We start from the raw sequence: 18,521 nt of genomic DNA, 5'->3' as shown, positions 1-18,521 counted from the left end.
CATGGCCTACGAAGAGATCCTGTACTCGGTGCGCGACCACATCGCCACCATCAGCATGAACCGCCCTGGCGCGCGCAACGGGTACACGCTGACCATCGCCGCCGAACTCGCCGACGCCTTCACCGAGGCCGACCGCGATCCGGCGGTGCGCGCGATCATCCTGACCGGCGAGGGCACCGACTTCTGCGTCGGCATGGACCTGTCCGGCGGCACGCCGGGCGTCGACATCGACGACGAGTGGCTCGAACCGGCCGGACAGTGCTCGCGCCGGATCTTCGAATGCACCAAACCCGTCATCGCCGCCATCCGCGGCGCCGCCGTCGGCGCCGGCTCGACGATCATCCTGCCCGCGGACTACCGCATCGCCGCGACCGACAGCCGGTTCGGCTACGTCTTCACCCGACGCGGGTTCTTCCCCGAGGGCGCCTCGGCATGGCATCTGCCGCGCGTCGTCGGCATGGGCCGGGCGATGGACTGGATGCTGTCCGGGCGGGTGTTCCCGGCGGCCGAGGCGCTGGCAGGCGGGCTCGTCCACCAGGTCGTCGAACCCGATGAGGTGCTGCCTGCCGCCGAGGCGTACGCACGCGAGCTCATCGCGCACACCGCACCGGTGTCGGTGGCCGTCACCCGCCAGATGCTGTTGCGCCTGAGCGCTTTCGACAGCCCGTACCCGGCGCACGCGCTGGATTCGAAGCTCATCGGCGGACTGGCCGACAGTGCCGACGCGATCGAGGGTGTCACCGCGTTCCTGCAGCGGCGCAGCCCCGAGTTCCCTGGCCGCGTCCCCGCCGACATCCCGGCGTTCGTCCCATGGCACGGAATCGACGATGCCGCCGTCGTGTCGCCGGGCGACCGCCGATAGCCGCGCCACCGATACCGGGACGCCGATGTCACCCGACGACCACATGCGCGCCGCCGTGCTGGAAGCGGTCGGCGATCTGATCGCCGACCGCGGCTGGTCACGCACCAGCGTCACAGCGATCGCCGCACGGTGCGGAATCGACAGGCAGCAGATTTTCGACGCCTTCGGCACGCGCTCGATGATCGCGGCCGCCTACATCCATCACCGCCTCGACTACCTGCTGCTCGAAATCGAGGCAGTGGTGGAGTGCGGGCCGACACTCGAGGACAGTGTGGCGACCGCCTTCGAGTGCTTCTTCGACGTCGTCGACGACAGCTTCCTCGCCCTCGCACTGGCGGACCGGCGAAGACAGTCGTTACTGCTTCTCCGCACGGCCAATGAACAGGTCCTCACCCGGCTGGCAGAAGTGATACGCCTCATCGAGCCGACCCTGGCCCCGCCCGAAGCTCGCCTGGCCGCGGGCTCGGTGGCCCGTGTCGCCCTCGCCTATCTCATAGGCCCCGAGTTGCCACGATCTCGCGCCATCGAGCAACTCACCGCGCTGTCGCTGACCATCCTCGACGGAGCACACCGTTGAAGACCTGGGGATCGCCCTGCTCGGACTCGTCGGCCCTCCTTCCATTCACGCCGGACCCGGCCGCTCAGCACGCTTTCGCGGCCACCGCAGGCTGTTCGGGGTGTTCCAGTTCTTCGTCGATGTCTCCGGCGAGCCGGGCGACCATGGCGGACCGCAATCGCCACAGGTCGTCAGGCTTTCGGGGGTCCAAGCCGATGACCTCGGCGATCCGTTCGAGTCGATAATCGATCGTGTTGGGGTGCACGTGCAATGCCTTGGCCGTCCTCAGACGAGCCGCTCGGGTGGAGAGGTGGGTTTGCAGCGTTTCCAGCAGCACCGGTTGTGGGTTGAGCGGATCGAGGACGGCCGCAAGGTGGTCGCGGGCCGCTCCTGGACGGGTCAACTGGTATTCCACCGCAAGGTCCCCGAACAGGTGCAGGCCTCCGCGCCGCATACGGTGCATGAGTCGGAGCATCGCGTCCACATGCTCGATCGTCGCTGGGACGGAGTCGATGGTCGCGGGCAGGAAGGTGGCACGGACCGGGGCTTGTGCGGCGCCCGATATCGCATCGACGAAACGTTCGGCATCGGCTGTGTCCAGCTGGGAGGCGGGAACAAGTAGGGTTCCACCGCTGGCCGTCAACAACATCAGGACGTTGTTGCCGCACCAGCGGGTGACCTCTGTCCTGACCCGGCGGACCTTGCGGCCGGCGATGATCCGGCGATCGAGGCGCGAGTCCGACTCGTCGACGTGTGGCGCGATCTCCAGCGCGAAGACCAGGTAGTTCGCGGACAGTCGAAGCCCATGCGCGCGGGCCATGGCCGACGTCGCTGTGCCCGCCATCACCGCTGACACCAGGGCATCGACGGACTCATCTCGGCCATCGAGTGTTTCGGTCAGGTAGCCCTGCGAGATCGCCACGGCAAGCCGGTTCGCGATCTCGACGAACGCCCGACCTGCCACGATCATCGACCCGTCGTCGGCCCGCGCCCGCGCGGCGACGTGGTCGAATGTCCAGGCCAACCCTTCGTGCATCGCGTGATGCATCGCATCGACCGACGCGCCCGCGTGGGCCCAGTCCACAGCGCAGGTGCGCACCTCGGCGAGTGATTTCCGGGGGTCGACGCCGTCGAGCACGTCGGCTGCCACCGCCAGGCACGCACGCACCATCGCGAGGACATCGCGGCGCAGCATCGTGGTCGGCACCGTGGTGGGTAGTGGGCTAGTGATGACGAATCGGTCCATGATCTGCCCGGCGATCACCGCTGCCCCGGGTAGATCATCGGATATCCTTCGGCCCGTCTGTGTGGCGTCCTGCGGTGGGCGGGGCCTGTTCGGCATGCAGAGCTCCTGTCTTGGTCAGTGCTCGTCCATCGTGCTGGTCGGTGACCCAGCTCACCAATGGCAAAGCGCACCTGAAAGCCGACCGGCGGGTGCAACATGCACCAAGCTGCACCGAGGAACGACCACTGCTGTACACCGAAAGACCGATCGATGAGGCTTCGGCAGCTGTGAAATCTCCGTCGCAGCGCAGGTCGGCACGGATCGGCCGACCTCAGACCGCGAAACCGCCGCTCGGAATTCTGGTGAACGGGTGTGTACTATTCTGCTCGTGACGAGCTCAGACGCCCAGGTCAGGCACGGTTCGACCGGAGGCGTCCCCGCCCTGGACCGCCCGCGATGAACACGGTCGTCATCATCGTGCTCGCGATCCTCGTCGCGGGCGAAGCAGCCGGGTTGCTCACCCTGTCGATTCTGTTGGCCCGCAGCAGGCGCAGGCAGGCGATGCAGCGGCGGCCCACGACGACCCAACGGCTCGTCGGAACCAGCCGGGAGGCGGTGCGAACTGTCTGGCAGGCCGCTGACCTGGTGCGCGCCAAAGGCTTTCGGGCCGCCGTGCTCACCTCCGTGGAAGACCTCGCAGGCTGGGCGCGCGTCGAACGTCCGGACCTGGCGCGACTGGCACCCGACGGCAACGTCGTGATCATGTTCTCCGACATCGAAGAGTCCACGGCGCTCAACGAACAACTCGGCGACCGCGCCTGGGTGAAACTGCTCGACCAGCACCACCGTCTCGTCGAACGCTGCGTACGCGATCACAGCGGACACGTCGTCAAGAACCAGGGCGACGGCTACATGATCGCCTTCGCCGCGCCCGAGCAAGCGGTGCGATGTGGGCTGGCCATCCAGACCGCACTGCGCAAAGAAAGCGGATCAGAATCCCCGCAGTCCAGTTTCCGTGTGCGGATCGGTATTCATATGGGCAGCTCGGTGCGCCGGGGTGACGACCTGTTCGGCCGTAATGTGGCCATGGCCGCCCGGGTCACCCAGCAAGCCGACGGCGGGGAAACTCTTGTCAGCGAACCGGTACTCGCCGCCGTCGCGACCAGTGCAGGCATCTCGGTGGGGCAGGGCCGTGAGGTCGGCCTCAAGGGCCTGCGCGGCACCCACCTGCTGACCCCCGTCACCGGCTGACCGGCCGGGCGTCACCGATTTCGCGGCGCACTCTGGCGCCAGCGCAGCGCGTCGAGCGCGACCGCGACGTGCACGCTGTTGTCCGCCAGCGGGCGCGGCAGCAATTCCTCGGCCCGCGCCAGCCGCCGCATGACGGTGTTGCGGTGGGTGAACAGCCGCGCCGCCGCCCTGGTCACGCTGCATTGCTCAGTGACGTAGGCCAGCACGGCCTCATGGATATCGCTGTCGGCGTGTTCCAGCTCGCCGAGGGTGTACTTGATGAATCGGTCTGCCTGCGCGCCGTTCTCGGAGATCAACGAGGTCAACTGAACCTCGGCGAACGTGGCGAGACGGCGGGTGCAATGAGGGCGGGCCAGGATGCGATGGGTGGCCTGGGCATCGAGGTGCGAGGTCCGGAATCCGGCGATACCCTGCCCGGTCGAACCTACCGCTATCCGTACACCGGGGATGTGGTCCACGGCCTCGGCCAGGTCGGCGAGATCGGGCGGGGTAGGGCCGGGGACCCACACCCAGAGGGTGGCAGCGCTGGCCAGCAGGCTCAGCGATGTCGCCGCACCCGCGGCCTGCGCCAACGCACGGGTCACCCGGTGCGGTTCCTCGAGTTCGGCGCCGGGGGTGTCACTCCAGGCGATCGCGGCGGTGTGCGTCGTGTCGAGCCGGTAGCCGAGCCGGCTCGAGGCACGGTCGATATTGTTCGGTTCGCCTTCGAGGAGCAGCGAAATCAATTCGCGGCGTTCGGCGTAGGAGCCGTGTGACATCTCGTCGCGCTCACGGCTGATGACTTCGGTGATCGCCTCGATGGTGCCGTCCACGAAATCGGCGATCGACGCGGCCGTGACCTCGAAGACCTCCTTCAGTTCGAACGGGTCGGTCGTGAGGATGAAAACGATCGTCATCCACCGTTGCCAGACCACATCCTGGCCGACCCGATAGGCCTGAAGCGCCGTCTCGTTCGCCCCACGACGAACCAGATCCCGCACGATACCGATCTGCTCCGCGCCGAGATTGATCGGCACCGGCATCCCCGGGTCCGCAACGTTGGCCGAGGCCCAATGCAGCAGATTCGCGCGATTGACCCGTCGCACCGCCTCGGCCAGCAGCGGGTCCGCAGCGATCGCGCGCAGGCTCGTCTTGTACAAGGTGGCGTCATGCAGCTCGTCGAGCCACTCGTCCGGAGCGTTCAACGCGATCTCAGCACCTTGCCGGATCACCTCGCGAGCGCGGCCGGACAGACGCCGATCGAACAGACCCTCACCCACGTGCATCGCCTCATTATGCAACCCACGCGCCCGAGGACAGGGCGGTGTACTGGTCCGACCTCTGAACGGCGACGCTCGCTGATGGGACTTGATCACTCCGATTTCGCAACACGTCTTAGACGCGCTGGCGAGGTTGTCGGCCTGCGGGTTGATCAAGGGGTCGAGGCGTTCGAGAACCGATCGGTTTTCGACAGCCAGGTCGTTCGGCGGCCATCGGTGGCTCGGCCCGCCTGCTGGGGAATGCGATGGGCTGCTCACGCCCGTTCCGGGGATGAATCGGGCGCCGAGGACTGCCGTCAGTTCGGCGGTGGAGCGGTGCTGAAGATCGGCCAGCAGATCTCCGTGGCGGTGAACGCTGTCGGATCTGAGGGCGTGCCACCGATGTAGTGTTCGCGGATCGGCCCCTGGTCGCTGATCAGATGCTCGTTTGCGTATTTTCCCAGAGCCCCGTAACTGCGGTCGATACTTTCGTCATGACCGCCGGGGTGGGTGAGCACGGCGAATTCGGCCTGAGGTAAGACCTCGGCACGGATGCCCTCCGGCGGGTTCGCGGAGTGCGGCGCGGGTACGAACAGGGTGGCTTTGCCGCGTGATTCGAGGAACAGTGCCCGGTCGTAGAGGCCACCCGGTACCACCGCCGACGGTGTACCTGCTGTCGTGGCAATTGCGTCTCGCAGTGTCTTCAGGGTCGCCGAGAACCAGCTGTCGATCTGGGACACCTCGATAGTGGCGCCGATCGACCACACGGCGAGCGCAGCTTCACGGCGCAACTCCACGTGGGCGGGGGTGGGCACTGGAGAAAGCAACTCCCGCAGCGCGCCGACGGTGTCACGGGTCTGCCGCAGTTGCACCTCCATCTGTTCGAGATGAGTTGTGATGATCTCGGTGCGAGCCGCGGCGTCGTCTGTACTCAGCAGCGCCTTGATGTCGGGAATGGACATGCCAAGAGTGCGGAACCTGCGGATGATGTGTGCGTGATCGACCTGGCTGGTGTCGTAGAACCGGTAGCCGGTGTGGGGGTCGATGTGGGCTGGTTCGAGAATGCCGATGTCGTGGTAGTGCCGTAGCGCCTTCCTGCTCAAGCTGGTCATCACGGCGAAGTCACCGATCGAGACCCGTGCGCCCATGGCATCCTCCTCTGCGTTCGGCCGCCTGCGGACGGTGTGAGGCCATCCTGAAGTCTTCCCCTGGGGCAAGGTCAACATCGCGGCGTCAGCCCGAAGGTCCCGTCCCGTTTAAGGGTCCTCCCTGGGATCCGGGGGCCTGGCCGTCGGGGGCACGAATACGAGATTCGCCGTCCGAGGGTTGACCTTCCCCTTGGGGGAAGATCCAACGTGGGGTCATGACCACAGGATGGGACGCACTCCCGGACAACATCAAGACGTTCATGACCGCGCTCAGCACACCGGAGGACGGCCGAGCGGCCGCCACGTTCACCACCGATGCCGTCGTGACCGACGACGGCCGCACCTACACCGGCCGAGACGAGATCAGGGCCTGGCTGACCGCCTCGGCCGGGGAGTACACCTATACCTCCCAGTTCACCGGCGCGACCATGACCGACGCCACCGTTGACGTCGGACAGCACTTGGAGGGCAACTTCCCCGGCGGGGTCGTCGACCTGCACTACCGCTTCACACTCGACGGCACGTCGATCAGCCGGTTGGTGATCGAGCCGTGAGCAGGCGATGGTTCATCACAGGGGGCACGCCCGGGGGCTTCGGAGTCGCGTTCGCCGAGGCCGCGCTGGAGACCGGGGACCGCGTGACGCTCACCTCCCGGCGCCCGCAAGAGCTGGCGACGTGGGCCGACCAATACGGCGACCGAGTTCTCGTGGTCCCGCTAGAACTGACCGATGCCGCGCAGGTACAGCGCGCGGTGCATGACGCCGAGGAACGCTTCGGCGGCATCGACGTACTCGTCAACAACGCCGGCCGCGGTTGGTACGGGTCGATCGAAGGGATGGACGAGTCCTCCTTGCGGGCGATGTTCGAACTGAACTTCTTCGCAGTGCTGTCCGTGACCCGTGCGGTGCTGCCGGAAATGCGCGCCCGCGGAAACGGCTGGATCGTCAACGTGTCCTCGGTAGCCGGGCTTGTGTCAGCGCCCGGGTTCGGCTACTACAGTGCGACGAAGTTCGCTATCGAAGCCATCACCGATGCGCTGCGCGATGAGGTCGCTGAGCAGGGCATCTCCGTATTGACGGTCGAACCGGGAGCGTTTCGGACGAACGCCTACGCCGGCTTCGCCAGCGAGCCCGTCGAGGAGCCGATGCCGGAATACCGCGACATGCTGGAGCAGGTCCGGGCAGTCTTCGTCGGGATGGACGGCGTGCAGCCCGGCGATCCGCACCGCGGTGCCCGTGCGGTGATCGCGGCGATGGCCCAAGATCCGCCGCCTCGCCGGCTGGTCCTGGGCAATAGTGGCTACGAAGCCGTAATCGATACGCTGGAGAAGAACCTGGCCGACATCCGGACGAACGAAACACTTTCCCGCAGCGCGGATTTCCCCGCCTAGTAAGCCGCCGAGCGAGGCACACCCGACCCGGCCGGCCGATCTCACCTGCGCCGGCTGACCGAGATCGACGGGTCGGGTGTGGTGCGCGGCCCCACCAGGTAGGTCCCCGATGATCGGCCGTCGATCCTGATCGGGTGACGTCGATGAACCGCCGCACATCGGGCACCGCACGCCCGAACTCACGAGAGGCGAGCACCATTCAGGGGGTGTCGTGGTCTTCGCTCGCTGTGATGCGGTGGGCGTGAAGCCGGTGATACCGGCTGTACCGAGCGGGGCCATTGATTCATGGGAAGCCTGAGCGTCCCAGACGTCATTTTCCGCCGATCAACACGGCCCTGATCCACGCCTTCCGACGCCAGTATCGGACGGCCAACGACGTCGGAATCTACCGGCGTACCCATAGTGGGCTTATTTGGTGCGGTATCGGTGTCCTCGTCGCCAGGTCGACCAGTGAGTGCCACGCCGGACAGCAAGTTGCCTTTCATCGAACAGCGTGGGCGTGTACATGGCGTCGAATGATCAGCCGAGGGTGTGCCGGGCGTGGGTCGGTGAGGGACGAGCGAGTCGATGAGCTCGGGCGCTTCGGCATCCTGCGCAGGGGAGGCGAGGGTGTTCTTCGGGCCGACCGTGAGGATGTAGAGGAACAGGGCACCCATGACGCCGACACCCACCCACATGGCCTGCAGCCAACCGTCGACGAAGGATTGCTGTGCAGCCTGGATCAGCTCACCGAAGAGGCGGACATCCAGCAGGGCCGCGTCGCGGCGCCGTAGCTCCCATGCCGCGAATCCGACGGTCGCGATGAGGCCCACGATGAGGCTGATCAGTGTCGCGGGTGTCCAGCCTCGTTCGGGGCCTTCTTGCAGAACGAAGATGAGACCACACCGACTCGATCCGGTGGACCACCCGCTGTCAGAGGTAGGGTTTGTCGCAAGGGATCGTGACGTCGCTTCGAGGTTCTGGCAGGCCCCGTCGCCGCCTATCGCGTGTCGACTGGCCGGATTTTAGCCAAGACCAGTGTCACGACGCGGTAAGCGAGAACCGCTGGGACGGCGATGATCAGCACGAGGCGCAGGGCTACCACGACAACGGCCAAGGTCACGAAGCTTGTTCCGAGGCCATCGGGTGACCCGTACCCGTGCCGAGCCGACGCCGCCGCCAGAGCCGCATGCAGGGCGAGGTAGAACACCGCCAGGACCAGCGGAATGCGGAACAGGCGCCACACGGTCGACACTGCGTTGGGGACCTTCATCGGGCCAGCTCCGGTCCCGAAGACAAGAACGCGAGCAGGAGCGCGTTGCCGATCGCGCCGCCGGTCGCGAATCGTGTGCGGGTTCCGCTCTGTAGTGACAGTCCGAAGAGGTCGGCGGTGCGGAACAGGCGGGTGAAGGTGTCGCGGTGGCCGAAGGCGCGGGCGGGGGCGAATGCGAAACCGGTGGCCGACACCGATATTCCGAAAATCAAGGGGCCACTGTCCATGTCGCCGGGGCCGCTGTAGCCATCGCCGTACTCATCGATCGCGCTGAATCCGAGGACAGTTCTTTCCTGCCTGAACAGCCCTGCTGCCAACTCTTCGGCCAGCGACCGGTCCGCGAAGCCGGCGAAATAGGCCGCCAAACCGGTTCCCGAAGCGCGTGGTGCGTCCTGGGCCCGGCCGTCGGTGCCCATGCGCTGGATCACCAGTCCGGTGTCGCGATCGATCTGAACCGCGCGCACCTGTCGCGCCCAATGCGCGATGACCGCCGTGTGATCGACTCCTGTCACCCTGCCGTGCACCGCGATCGCCGCCGCGACCGCGGCCACATCAGTGGGGTACGCCCTGCCGGGAAAGGTGTCGAGCAACCCGGTCGGCGAAGCGAGCAGCCGCCGCTCGAGGGCGGTGATCAGAGCGTCGTGCTGAACGGCGAGGTCAGCAGGGAAGGCTGGATCGATCCACCGCGCCATGCCGAGCGCGAGGGCCGGATAGGAGAGATAGGCGTGACCGTCGGTGCTGTCGAGTTCGGCGAGTCCGTCGCGGCCGTCCCATGCCGACGTGAACTCCGAACGCATCTGGGGCAGAAGACTTTTGATTGCGGCGCGAGTGATGACCGGGGCGTACCGCTCCCGCCATTCGGGATGTTCCAGACACGCTTGCGCCAAACCCTGTGCTGTCATCTGATGGGCGAGCAGGCCCCACATGCCGACGATCCCGTCTCCTCCGCCGGTGGCTCGTCGGTGATCATCGGCGGCTTGGAAGGCGACCATCTCCTCGGCGAGTCCGCGCAGCAACGTCGGGTCACCTCGATACCACCCGTCGGCGTCCCGGCCGCACCACCATCTCGGTAGCACGCACACAACCGAAATCGCGACCACCATCGCGATCACCACCGTGAGCGGACCGCGTAACCTGCGCACCGCTCCGGCTGCACTCCCCATGTCCCGAAGGTACATGCGCGGCAGGAACGTTCACCGGGTGTGGCTGTGCCCTAGGGGTCGGCTTCACGGTCAGCAGTGATCGAGTGTCGCCTGCAAGAACTCGCGGGCGAGACGATTGAATTCTTCGGGCTGGTCGTAGGTGACGATGTGCCCGGCGTCCGCGATGGTGACCAGTCGACCGTTCGGTGTTGCGGCAGCCGCTGCCGACATCTCGGTTGCGCCGACGAGCCGGTCGTTGCCACCTCGGACCCACAGAGTGGGTGTGGTCATGCCCGGGAGGGCTGGTAAAAGGTTGAGGCGCATGGCGAATGGACCGTACGCGCGGGTCATCCAGTCGTCGAGGACCGGTTCGCCGTGTTCGGCTTTCGCTACGGCTTCGGCGGTGGCCAGCTCGACGATCGTGTCGAAATCGGGGGTGTTCGCGCCCGCGGTGAGGGTGCTGATCATCGACTTGCGGATCGCTGCGGGATGTCGCGCCAGGTATCGGCTGGTGAGCCGCAGGACACCGGGGGTTCGGATGAGTAACCAGGTGAGGAATTGTGCTGTGCGTTCGGCGCCGATTCCGCCGGGGCCGATGGTGATCAGGGCGGTGACTCGTTCAGGATGGTCCAAGGCGTATCCGGTCGCGACGCCCGCGCCGAGTGAGATACCGATGATCGCCACTCGGGGCAGGTCGAGGGTGTCGAGCAGTTCGTGGAGGAACCGCCGGTAGAAAGTGTCGTCGAGCACTCCTCGCCAGGGGCGGCTGTCGCCGTGGCGGGGGAGATCTATGGCGTAGACGCGGTGGTCGACGGCGAGGTCGGGCACGATCCGGCGCCATACACCCTGGGCGGTGTCCAGCATGCCGCCGTGCAGCAGGAGCAGCGGCGGGCCGGAATCGCCTGCGCGATAGAGCCGCACCGGGCCACCGGCAACGGTCACGTCGGTGTAGGTGTCGAAAATGTCGGTCATGGCGCCTCCTGCGGATCGAGTTGGGTTTCCAGTCGTCCGAGCAATTCGAGTTGCGCTGCACGCGCCGCTTCGGGATCGGTGGGGAGGCCGGTCGCGAGACCGCGCCCGACGAGATCAGCGAACAGTCCCACCGCGGCAGAGAGCATTTCCGCGCTGGTGGCGCCCAGCGTTCCCGGCGCATGGATCAGACCGACGGTGAACACGCTGAGTACCTGGGTGATGGTGTCGGCGGGGATCGTCGTGTCGATGACGCCGATGTCTTGGAGGCGAGCGATATAGTCGCCCAGCCAGTCCTGGCGCTGCAGATAGCGGTCGTCTGCGACGGTGTGCACGTAGTCGCCGAGCACGTTCTGATCACCGGTGTACAGCGCGCACATCAACGGATCCGCGAGGAGAGCCTCGACCCCGAACCGGTAGACCGCCGGCAGATCGACGAGGTCCGGGGTCTCGACGACCCGGGTATGCACCTGGGCACTCAACTGCCGCATCCGGTCGTGCAGGACCGCGGCCAGGATCGCGGGCTTGTCCGGGAACTCCAGGTAGACGGCACCTTTGCCGATACCCGCCCGAGCGGCGATCGCCGACACCGTCGTTGCGGGCCACCCTTTGTCCAGCAGCAATTGCTGTGCTGCGGCAAGGATGCGCCCTCGGCGGTCGGGAAGTAGAGGTCGGGGCATGTGCGCTCCTAGGTAGTGACCCAATCCTGTCAGACGGTCACTACGTGAGGCAAGACCTCGGGCGGTTGAAGGATGGCTCTCCTCCTGGACACAGTAGAACTGGAATCGTCCGAGCGCGGCGTACGTCCCCACAGACTTCCCCGACCGATCCGAGAGCGATTCGCCGATCCGCAGCTCACCCTCATGGATCGTCACCATCACCGCTCTCGCGCCCGGGGAGAAAACGGTCGAGATCTGGCTCCCGCACAACGAACAGATCGTCAAGCTGGGAATCAATGTGGTGAACCACGACTCCATGAGGCTGCGCGGCTTCGTTCCCGCCGTTCACGGCTTCCTGGACACCATCCGAGACGGCCACCCCGTCACGCCGCTGCTGCTGATCTCGCCCATCCATTGCCCGATCCACGAGGACACCCCCGGCGCCGGTGCGATCGATCCGACCACGCTGGGCACCGACTCCGTGCAGTTCATCGCGACCGGAAAGAAGGGCGATACCACCTTGGGCCGGTTGACCCTTGGGGCCGTTCGGGACGCCTTGGCGGAGATCATCGACAGCAGGTCCGAGGACCCGAACCTGCACTACCTCGACGGTCGCACTCTCTACGGCCGGCACGACGCGCAGCACCATCCACTTCCCGACGGCCTGCACCCGGACACCGACACACACGCCCTCATGGGACAACGGTTCGCGGACAACGTATTCGGGCAGGGAGGGGTGTTCGGAAAGGTTCGGCACCCAGCGGGGACAAAGGTTGCGTCGGGATACAACCTGTGCGCTGAAACTGATGTGAGGTAACACAATTGGTGCTCTGCTGCCCACGAATCAGTAGGGAGCTGCCTAGGCTCGGTAGTGGGCAAGGTCGCCTCCGGCCGTTTGTGAGATGGGGTCTGTGGACCCGGGCTTCGATATCGCACAGCTCGTCTGTCGAACCCAGGAAGACCCTGAAATCGTGTCCGAAACTGATCATTCGCCGGAGCCGAGAAGTACCGAACCGCACCGCGACGTCCCGCAGCTCCTCTCTCTCGACCCCTTCATGCGCTGTCCCGCCGATATCGCCGCCTACGCACCGGGCTCGTTGATTCGGAGCAGGCGAGTCGAACTGTCACTGTTCGGATCGGTGCGGCAGCAGGTCCAAGCCTGGCAGTTGGCCTACCGCAGCAACGACCTTTTCGGGCGGGCGGAGATCGCGATAACCACCGTCGTGCTCCCGGCCGGGGCTGTCGCGGACCAGGACCGTCCGCTGTTGTTGTTCCAGTCCGCAATCGACTCGGTGACCGAGCGTTGTGCTCCGTCCTACGTGTTGCGCCACCATACGCGGGCGCCGGGTTCGATCACCCGGCTCGAATGGCCGCTGATCGCGAATGCGCTCCGGCGTGGCTGGGCGGTCAGTATCGCTGATCACGGTGGTATGAAGGGAAGTTTCGGCGCGCCGCGGGAACCGGGCTATCGCAGCTTGGACGGAGCAAGAGCCGCGCTATCGTTCATGCCGCTCGGCCTGCATCCGCGGACGTCGATCGCGTTGTGGGGGTACTCCGGTGGTGGCATGGCCAGTGCGTGGGCCGCCGAGATGGCTCCGAGTTACGCGCCCGAGTTGAACGTGGTGGGTGCGGTGCTCGGCGCACCGGTCGGCGATCCCGGCGAAGTGTTTCTTCGCCTGCACGGCAGTCGATTCTCGGGTTTTCCGCTGATGGTGGTGGCGGCGCTGCGTCGGCTGTATCCGGACCTCGACGCTGCCCTCGATGCCGATATCCTGCCCGAGGGGCAGGCGTTGTTGGCAGCCGTCGAGAAACTACCGCCGATTGTCGCGCTGCTGCGGATGTCGGGGCAGAGTTTCGACGACCACCTACGGCGTCCGCTCGACGAGATTCTCGCCGAGCCGAAGATCCGAGCGGTGCTCGACGATCTGCGGTTGGGTTTGTCCGCCCCCGGCTGTCCGCTGCTGGTGATGCAGCCGGTCGATGATCAGGTGATCCATTGCGGCAGTGTCGACCAGCAGGTCGAACGGTACCGGGCTGCGGGCACCCACGTCACCTATGTACGGGACCGCATGAGTGACCACTTCACGTTGCTTCCGCTGTCGACCCCGATGAGTTTGGGCTGGTTGTCGGACCGTTTCGCTGCCGATCCCTTGGCGCCACCGAGCACACGAACCGTGCTCTCGTCGAGCATCTCAGCGCTGAGTCTGCGCGGACTGGTCGGGGTGGTCGGTACCGCGCTGGCGGTCGCAACCGGGCGGCCACTGATCGGCGCGCCGATCGTTTCGCGCGGACCTCACCCGGTAGAGAAGGCGGCCTAGGCTTCTGCCGACAATCGCAGCGCCGTCGCCAGCGTGGCGTGTCGATGAGATCGGTGCCGGAGGCTTCGGCGGTCGCTGCGTGGTCAGGGGTGGGTGGCGCTGCCTACACGGTCATGACCCGCAACAGCTAGCCTGATTCCCGATGAGACGCGCGACAGCCTTGATCTGGATCGTCGCGGCGGCGCTGGTGGTCTGCCTGCCCGGCACGGCGACAATCAACGACCTCCTCCCGGTCGCCACCGACCTGGCTCACGACCTCAAAGCCGACGAACTCGGCTCCCGCACAGCCACATTGACCATCACCTGCGTCTGCGCCCACCTGCCGAGTCGGACCGAAGTACGCGACGAGGACTTCCCTGCCCATCCATGGAACGGCACCCCGTCCCGCGAGGCCGAGTACCGGACCTGGACCAGGTCCGACAGCTGAACCGCCAGTTGCGCGACGACGCGCGGTCAGCGACGGAATCGGATCGACGAACCCATGTGCGGCCGTTCACGGGGTGGTGGGGTTCGGCCTCGCGCTGACCATCGCGCCCGGCGGCGAACCGGTCGGTGGGATGCCCAGCGCGCGCTGTGGCGGTGTCGCGCTGCACTTCACGGGCAAACTTGGTTCCGGATGGACCCAGCTGGCCGCGCTCGTCGCCCCGACCTCCGCGGCCATGTCGTCGACGACCGGCGCATTCTGCGAGCAGGAGAACGAGGCGCCCGCGCATGACTATCCGCTGGGCGAAGTCCGATTTCGTTGGTCAACCGCATGAACGAGTCGACCGCAAGTTTGTATATTCGGACATGGCTGTTCTGTTCTGGTGATATACCGATGGAGTAACCTACAAAGGTCGTGGTGAAAGCTTATGAATTGATATCAAAATATTTCGGGTCGAACTCCTGCTGTGAGAATTCGAGCACATGCCTACGAGTTACACTGATATATGAGCGTGTTCTGGCTGAGGAATTAGCCTGTGACCGGCTTCTGGTCGGACGAGCTGCACATACCCGGCCTAGTAGTCCGAATTCTTTCTGTAAGCGTGACATTACTCGTGGGTCATGATCTGATGTGACCGGTCCCGCCCATGGGACGCATCACAATCGCACTATCGAGGATGGCAGTATGAGTTTCAGAATCTATCGGCCGCTGGCGGCGGCGGCGATCGCAATGTCCGCGAGCGCGATCGGCGCCGGCGTGGCGTCGGCGGAGGCTCCGACTGCTGCTCCGGTGTCCGGCTCGGTGGAAGTGTGCTTGCCCATCCACTTGGGTCCGCTCGAGGTCAGCTTCTGCCTGTGATTTGTTCGCTGAACTCGTGATTCGGTGGCGAAGCGTGGGATCGCGCGGGTCCCGCGCTCTGGCCACCGGCACGAAACGGCGTCCGGAGGGGCCTGGGGCCGATCGTCGTCCCCAGGCCCGTCCTTCCCGGTTGAGGTGGAGAGTGGCGGCGGTCATCCGGCCGAGGGTACGTAGGGACCGGTAAATGGAGTATGGGCACAATGATCGAAACAATTGCCGACGCAACCACGTTTCGCCAGATCGTGCAACGCCGAGACCCACTATTTGCGGTGCTGTTTCACGTCGGTCGCGACCCGAATTCGCACAAGATCAGACAGGTATTCGAGCAATTCGCCGGATCCGGAACACCCGGTTGCGGCCTCCACGGCCTCAGGCCCAGTCGCCGTGTCGCGTTGAGAAATCAACCGGTTGCGCGGGCTTGGATCTCGGTGTCGGCGAATGCCGCGACCAGTCGGGCGGTCGTCGCGATCACCTCGTCGCGTATTCGCCTGTCCTCCAGTACGGCGGTGCGTAGGACGATGCCGAAACACGCGCTGATGATCGTGGTGGTCAGCACGTCGTACTCGTCGTCGTCGCCGGGTCCGAGAGTTTGGATGATCTGCATTTTGACCAGCAGGCGTAGGCGTACTTCGAGCTCGGGCATGCCGCTGCTGTAGAAGTTCAACCCGGCTATCAGCGCGCGTACGAGTGGGACGTCGGTGACCATTTCGTCGACGATGGCCGCCAAGACGCCCGAGACCAGTTGTTGCACCGGGGTGTGGGAGAGGTCGTTGACGCGTTCGGTGAAGCGTCGTTCGATGTTGTTCTGGATGCGGGTGAGTAGTTCTTCGACGATCGTCGCGCGGTCGGGGAAGTATCGATATACGGTTCCGATGCTGACCCCGGCAGCGGCGGCGATGCGGTTGGTGGAGGTGTCGGTGATGCCGCGTTCGCCGAACAGTGCCGCGGCGGCGTCGAGGATGTCCTCGCGTGTTGCTTTGGCGCGGTCTTGGGTGGGGCGCCGTCGGTTGTTCGATTTGGGCGGCACCCGTATCCTCCTCGAGCCCGGTGGCGATCTCAGCGTCGGCAAGTCTAGTTACGGTGATGATTGCCTGAAATGGGGCGAGGACCGGAATCCACGCAAGTCCCACGGTGGCCGGTCACGACCCCGCCCGACGTTCGGTGACCATTCGCCGACCGGTAGAGGCAGGTCTCGCTGTGCCCGGTTCGAAGGTGCCAGAAGCTGGACGACGGCGCGGGCGCGTCACTCGATCCATCCCCTCTGGGTGATGTTTCTCGTGGCGCCGACACCGACGATGGATGCGGCCGACCTGCCCAGGGAGCCGGTGAGTGCGCTTATGCTTTGCCGAACGCAAGCGCGACGTTGTGTCCACCGAATCCGAACGAGTTGTTGAGTGCGTAGTCGATTCGCTGTGGTCGTGGCGCGCCCGCGACGATGTCGAGATTGATCGCCGGGTCGGGGTTTTCGAAATTCAGGGTGGCCGGGATGATCTGCTCACGCAGGCTCAGGATCGTGAGGACCGATTCGAGCGCGCCGACCGCGCCGATCGAATGGCCTAACGCTGATTTCGGTGCATACACCGACGCTTCAGGAGTAACGGCGGTGATAGCGGCTGCTTCGGAGGCGTCACCGATCGATGTCGACGTCGCGTGTGCGTTCACGTGGTCGATGTCGGAAGCCCGCAGTCCGGCAGCGTGAATCGCCTTGCGCATCGCCCGTGCGGCTCCGGTGCCGACGGGGTCGGAGGCGACGATGTGGAAGGCGTCGGAGGTGATACCGGCACCGAGCACCCTGGCATGGATCTGCGCGCCTCGGGCTTTCGCGTGCCGCTCGGATTCGAGCACGAGCAGCGCGCCCGCTTCGCCGAAGACGAAGCCGTCGCGGTCGTGGTCGAAGGGCCGGGAGGCACGCTCGGGCTCGTCGTTGCGGGTACTCATCGCCCGCATCATCGCGAAGCCCGCGATGGGGACAGGGTCGATGTGTCCCTCGACGCCGCCGGTGACCACCACATCGGCCTCGCCGGTTCGGATCAGCCGCCATGCGTGCGCGATCGCTTCCGATCCCGACGAGCAGGCTGAGACCGGTGCGAAAACACCACCCTGCGCGCCGATTTCGAGCCCGACGGTGGCAGCAGGGCCGTTGGGCATGACCATCGGCACGGCCAGCGGAGAGACCTTGCGGTAGCCGCCCGCCCGCATCGCGTCGACCGCATCGACCAGCGCGTCACCGCCGCCGAGGCCGGTGCCGATGGCGACAGCGAGGCGCTCGCGGTCGACATCCGGCGCGCCCGCCGCCTGCCAGACCTGCCTTCCCAGGACGAGAGCCATACGTTCGACGTAGGAATTCCTGCGCTGTTCGATCCGCGTCAGCTCGGTGTCGGGCGAGGTGACCAGCGGTCCGCCGATCCGAACCGGCAGATCGTGCTCGGCGAGGAATTCCGCAGGCAGCGCACGGATTCCGCTCTCGCCGCGCAGCAGCCGCGACCAGGTCTCGTCCATGGTGTCGGCCAGAGCGGTGGTCGCCGCGTACGCGGTCACCACCACACCTTCCGCAGTTTCTGAAGCGATCGGTACATTCATGCCGTCATGAATACCTGTAGCAGTCGGTACAGTCAACCTATGGCTCGTCCTCTCGACCACCGCAAACGCGCTGAGCTGTTGGCCGGTGTCGTCGCGTATATCGCTTCGCGCGGTTTGACCGAACTGTCCCTGCGGCCGCTGGCCGCCGCGCTCGGGACCAGCTCGCGAATGCTGATCTACTACTTCGACACCAAGGAAGAGTTGCTGGTCCAGGCCCTGGCAACACAGCGACCAGATCTGGCCGGCGTTTTCGCCGACGTGGTCGAACCCGCGCAGCTGCGTGAGCGGCTCATCGGCTTCTTCGATCTGAATTCCGACGGCGCGGAGGCGGACAGCGTGCGGGTGCTGTTGCAGGTGCTCGGTGCCGCGTGTGCGCCGGAATCGCCGTATCAGAACTATGCGAATACCGCGATCGCAACCTTCGTCGACGAACTCTCAGCGGCGCTGCGCAGGACCGGATCGGCCCAAGATCCTGAAGTGGTGTCGACGCTTCTGATCTCGGGACTGCGGGGCATTATTCAAGACCGTGTGATCACCGGCGACCGGGAACGCACTGGCCACGCAGCCCGCGCCCTGATCAATGCGGTCTTACCGCCCGATCGATAGGTCGTAGGTGCGGTGATTCGGAACCCCAAACGGCGACGCCCCG

At 65.8% G+C, this 18,521-nt stretch carries 21 protein-coding genes; 12 read left to right on the top strand and 9 right to left on the bottom strand.

The features are described from left to right. The first annotated feature begins 1 nt into the window (after nt 1). Together ACWEVR_RS12005 and ACWEVR_RS12000 are read left to right on the top strand one after the other, a co-directional pair. The gene (locus ACWEVR_RS12005) at nt 2-862 is read left to right on the top strand and encodes an enoyl-CoA hydratase-related protein (RefSeq protein WP_452466935.1); all 861 of its coding nucleotides are present in this window, start codon (nt 2-4) and stop codon (nt 860-862) included. Between the two features lie 25 nt (nt 863-887). Next, nucleotides 888-1,439 carry a TetR/AcrR family transcriptional regulator gene (locus ACWEVR_RS12000; RefSeq protein WP_452466934.1) on the top strand — a complete coding sequence of 184 codons (552 nt, stop codon included), beginning with the start codon at nt 888-890 and terminating at the stop codon, nt 1,437-1,439. Nucleotides 1,440-1,503: 64 nt separating this feature from the next. On the opposite strand, the gene ACWEVR_RS11995 is transcribed toward ACWEVR_RS12000, so the two are convergent. Then, the gene (locus tag ACWEVR_RS11995) at nt 1,504-2,760 is read right to left on the bottom strand and encodes a PucR family transcriptional regulator (protein ID WP_452466932.1); all 1,257 of its coding nucleotides are present in this window, start codon (nt 2,758-2,760) and stop codon (nt 1,504-1,506) included. A gap of 339 nt (nt 2,761-3,099) precedes the next feature. On the opposite strand from ACWEVR_RS11995, the gene ACWEVR_RS11990 reads away from it, so the two are divergent. After that, complete coding sequence (locus ACWEVR_RS11990) at nt 3,100-3,894, top strand: adenylate/guanylate cyclase domain-containing protein (protein ID WP_452466931.1); 795 nt, start codon at nt 3,100-3,102, stop codon at nt 3,892-3,894. Nucleotides 3,895-3,905: 11 nt separating this feature from the next. Here the strand turns inward: ACWEVR_RS11990 and ACWEVR_RS11985 are convergent, their stop codons facing one another. Together ACWEVR_RS11985 and ACWEVR_RS11980 are read right to left on the bottom strand one after the other, a co-directional pair. Then, entirely contained in the window at nt 3,906-5,159 is a 1,254-nt protein-coding gene (locus tag ACWEVR_RS11985) for a PucR family transcriptional regulator (protein ID WP_452466930.1), read from the bottom strand. Nucleotides 5,160-5,449: 290 nt separating this feature from the next. Beyond that, complete coding sequence (locus tag ACWEVR_RS11980) at nt 5,450-6,280, bottom strand: MerR family transcriptional regulator (RefSeq protein ID WP_452466929.1); 831 nt, start codon at nt 6,278-6,280, stop codon at nt 5,450-5,452. A 215-nt stretch (nt 6,281-6,495) separates the two neighbouring features. Here ACWEVR_RS11980 and ACWEVR_RS11975 point away from each other — a divergent pair, with 215 nt between their 5' ends. From ACWEVR_RS11975 to ACWEVR_RS11965, 3 genes are all read left to right on the top strand, one after another. After that, the gene (locus ACWEVR_RS11975; RefSeq protein ID WP_452466928.1) at nt 6,496-6,834 is read left to right on the top strand and encodes a nuclear transport factor 2 family protein; all 339 of its coding nucleotides are present in this window, start codon (nt 6,496-6,498) and stop codon (nt 6,832-6,834) included. Then, nucleotides 6,831-7,670, top strand: a complete 840-nt coding sequence (locus ACWEVR_RS11970) for an SDR family NAD(P)-dependent oxidoreductase (RefSeq protein WP_452466927.1) — start codon at nt 6,831-6,833, stop codon at nt 7,668-7,670. The genes ACWEVR_RS11975 and ACWEVR_RS11970 overlap by 4 nt, the downstream gene beginning before the upstream one ends. A gap of 548 nt (nt 7,671-8,218) precedes the next feature. Further along, nucleotides 8,219-8,443, top strand: coding sequence for a hypothetical protein (locus ACWEVR_RS11965; protein ID WP_452466926.1), 225 nt, complete (start codon nt 8,219-8,221; stop codon nt 8,441-8,443). 206 nt (nt 8,444-8,649) lie between these two features. Here the strand turns inward: ACWEVR_RS11965 and ACWEVR_RS11960 are convergent, their stop codons facing one another. The 4 genes from ACWEVR_RS11960 to ACWEVR_RS11945 all read right to left on the bottom strand — a co-directional run bounded on the left by ACWEVR_RS11960 (nt 8,650) and on the right by ACWEVR_RS11945 (nt 11,713). Continuing rightward, nucleotides 8,650-8,904: a hypothetical protein gene (locus tag ACWEVR_RS11960; RefSeq protein WP_452466925.1), complete on the bottom strand. Its 255-nt coding sequence runs from the start codon at nt 8,902-8,904 to the stop codon at nt 8,650-8,652. A gap of 14 nt (nt 8,905-8,918) precedes the next feature. Beyond that, nucleotides 8,919-10,085, bottom strand: a complete 1,167-nt coding sequence (locus ACWEVR_RS11955; protein WP_452466924.1) for a hypothetical protein — start codon at nt 10,083-10,085, stop codon at nt 8,919-8,921. Between the two features lie 69 nt (nt 10,086-10,154). Further along, nucleotides 10,155-11,036 carry an alpha/beta fold hydrolase gene (locus ACWEVR_RS11950; RefSeq protein ID WP_452466923.1) on the bottom strand — a complete coding sequence of 294 codons (882 nt, stop codon included), beginning with the start codon at nt 11,034-11,036 and terminating at the stop codon, nt 10,155-10,157. Beyond that, the gene (locus ACWEVR_RS11945; RefSeq protein WP_452466922.1) at nt 11,033-11,713 is read right to left on the bottom strand and encodes a TetR/AcrR family transcriptional regulator; all 681 of its coding nucleotides are present in this window, start codon (nt 11,711-11,713) and stop codon (nt 11,033-11,035) included. Before ACWEVR_RS11945 ends, ACWEVR_RS11950 begins: the two co-directional genes overlap by 4 nt. Before the next feature lie 280 nt (nt 11,714-11,993). Between ACWEVR_RS11945 and ACWEVR_RS11940 the strand changes: the two genes are divergently transcribed. The 5 genes from ACWEVR_RS11940 to ACWEVR_RS11920 all read left to right on the top strand — a co-directional run bounded on the left by ACWEVR_RS11940 (nt 11,994) and on the right by ACWEVR_RS11920 (nt 15,292). Continuing rightward, nucleotides 11,994-12,509, top strand: a complete 516-nt coding sequence (locus ACWEVR_RS11940) for a hypothetical protein (RefSeq protein WP_452466920.1) — start codon at nt 11,994-11,996, stop codon at nt 12,507-12,509. A 154-nt stretch (nt 12,510-12,663) separates the two neighbouring features. Further along, nucleotides 12,664-14,010: a lipase family protein gene (locus ACWEVR_RS11935; protein WP_452466919.1), complete on the top strand. Its 1,347-nt coding sequence runs from the start codon at nt 12,664-12,666 to the stop codon at nt 14,008-14,010. A gap of 142 nt (nt 14,011-14,152) precedes the next feature. Beyond that, nucleotides 14,153-14,437: a hypothetical protein gene (locus tag ACWEVR_RS11930; protein ID WP_452466918.1), complete on the top strand. Its 285-nt coding sequence runs from the start codon at nt 14,153-14,155 to the stop codon at nt 14,435-14,437. A 73-nt stretch (nt 14,438-14,510) separates the two neighbouring features. Beyond that, a complete protein-coding gene (locus ACWEVR_RS11925) occupies nt 14,511-14,768 on the top strand; it encodes a hypothetical protein (protein WP_452466917.1) in 258 nt (85 codons plus the stop codon). Nucleotides 14,769-15,118: 350 nt separating this feature from the next. Beyond that, entirely contained in the window at nt 15,119-15,292 is a 174-nt protein-coding gene (locus ACWEVR_RS11920) for a hypothetical protein (protein WP_452466916.1), read from the top strand. A 400-nt stretch (nt 15,293-15,692) separates the two neighbouring features. On the opposite strand, the gene ACWEVR_RS11915 is transcribed toward ACWEVR_RS11920, so the two are convergent. Both ACWEVR_RS11915 and ACWEVR_RS11910 read right to left on the bottom strand, forming a co-directional pair. Continuing rightward, nucleotides 15,693-16,319: a TetR/AcrR family transcriptional regulator gene (locus tag ACWEVR_RS11915; RefSeq protein WP_452466915.1), complete on the bottom strand. Its 627-nt coding sequence runs from the start codon at nt 16,317-16,319 to the stop codon at nt 15,693-15,695. Nucleotides 16,320-16,627: 308 nt separating this feature from the next. Further along, a complete protein-coding gene (locus ACWEVR_RS11910) occupies nt 16,628-17,872 on the bottom strand; it encodes a KasA/KasB family beta-ketoacyl-ACP synthase (RefSeq protein WP_452466914.1) in 1,245 nt (414 codons plus the stop codon). Nucleotides 17,873-17,950: 78 nt separating this feature from the next. Between ACWEVR_RS11910 and ACWEVR_RS11905 the strand changes: the two genes are divergently transcribed. After that, nucleotides 17,951-18,478 (top strand): TetR/AcrR family transcriptional regulator, encoded by a 528-nt coding sequence (locus ACWEVR_RS11905; protein ID WP_452466913.1) that lies wholly within the window; start codon nt 17,951-17,953, stop codon nt 18,476-18,478. Nucleotides 18,479-18,521 lie beyond the last annotated feature (43 nt).

This window comes from Nocardia sp. NPDC003979, assembly GCF_053605015.1.
This window is presented reverse-complemented; position numbering and strand designations above follow the sequence as displayed.

What these genes read in the sequence shown, in the direction of transcription:
- ACWEVR_RS11930 (WP_452466918.1), top strand. Translation starts at nt 14,153, where the DNA reads ATGAGACGCGCGACAGCCTTGATCTGGATCGTCGCGGCGGCGCTGGTG.
- ACWEVR_RS12000 (WP_452466934.1), top strand. Translation starts at nt 888, where the DNA reads ATGTCACCCGACGACCACATGCGCGCCGCCGTGCTGGAAGCGGTCGGC.
- ACWEVR_RS11945 (WP_452466922.1), bottom strand. Translation starts at nt 11,713, where the DNA reads ATGCCCCGACCTCTACTTCCCGACCGCCGAGGGCGCATCCTTGCCGCA.
- ACWEVR_RS11975 (WP_452466928.1), top strand. Translation starts at nt 6,496, where the DNA reads ATGACCACAGGATGGGACGCACTCCCGGACAACATCAAGACGTTCATG.
- ACWEVR_RS11955 (WP_452466924.1), bottom strand. Translation starts at nt 10,085, where the DNA reads ATGGGGAGTGCAGCCGGAGCGGTGCGCAGGTTACGCGGTCCGCTCACG.
- ACWEVR_RS11995 (WP_452466932.1), bottom strand. Translation starts at nt 2,760, where the DNA reads ATGCCGAACAGGCCCCGCCCACCGCAGGACGCCACACAGACGGGCCGA.
- ACWEVR_RS11990 (WP_452466931.1), top strand. Translation starts at nt 3,100, where the DNA reads ATGAACACGGTCGTCATCATCGTGCTCGCGATCCTCGTCGCGGGCGAA.
- ACWEVR_RS11980 (WP_452466929.1), bottom strand. Translation starts at nt 6,280, where the DNA reads ATGGGCGCACGGGTCTCGATCGGTGACTTCGCCGTGATGACCAGCTTG.
- ACWEVR_RS11920 (WP_452466916.1), top strand. Translation starts at nt 15,119, where the DNA reads ATGAGTTTCAGAATCTATCGGCCGCTGGCGGCGGCGGCGATCGCAATG.
- ACWEVR_RS11910 (WP_452466914.1), bottom strand. Translation starts at nt 17,872, where the DNA reads ATGAATGTACCGATCGCTTCAGAAACTGCGGAAGGTGTGGTGGTGACC.
- ACWEVR_RS11950 (WP_452466923.1), bottom strand. Translation starts at nt 11,036, where the DNA reads ATGACCGACATTTTCGACACCTACACCGACGTGACCGTTGCCGGTGGC.
- ACWEVR_RS11985 (WP_452466930.1), bottom strand. Translation starts at nt 5,159, where the DNA reads ATGCACGTGGGTGAGGGTCTGTTCGATCGGCGTCTGTCCGGCCGCGCT.
- ACWEVR_RS12005 (WP_452466935.1), top strand. Translation starts at nt 2, where the DNA reads ATGGCCTACGAAGAGATCCTGTACTCGGTGCGCGACCACATCGCCACC.